General features: G+C 61.8%; 1 protein-coding gene. It reads left to right on the top strand.

The window, feature by feature from the left end; all coding sequences use genetic code 11:
* Nucleotides 1-267: hypothetical protein (locus MN186_RS00005; RefSeq protein ID WP_242110740.1), on the top strand; the 267-nt coding region annotated here is incomplete at both ends.

Genomic DNA, 267 nt, shown 5'->3' with positions numbered 1-267 from the left:
TCCGAGGGGTATATTCGCGTTGATGATGCCACCGCAGGCCATCTGACAGCGCCCGCCACCACCGGCCTTTACGAGTTACGCTATGTGCTGAACGAAGGCCGTCGCACGCTGGCAAGCGTGCCGGTTGAAGTGGTCGAGGCCGAGGTCACCCTGACCGGGCCCGAGCAGGTCGCAACAGGTGCCGCTTTCGATTTCAGCTGGCAGGGCACAATCAATGCGCGTGATTTTGTCACTATCGTTCCTGCGGGCGCGGATGAAGGCACGTCC

Source organism: Aliiroseovarius sediminis (genome assembly GCF_022678485.1).
Lineage (GTDB): Bacteria > Pseudomonadota > Alphaproteobacteria > Rhodobacterales > Rhodobacteraceae > Aliiroseovarius > Aliiroseovarius sediminis.
The sequence above is the reverse complement of the archived record's forward strand: the minus strand, read 5'-3'. Positions and strand labels throughout refer to the sequence as shown.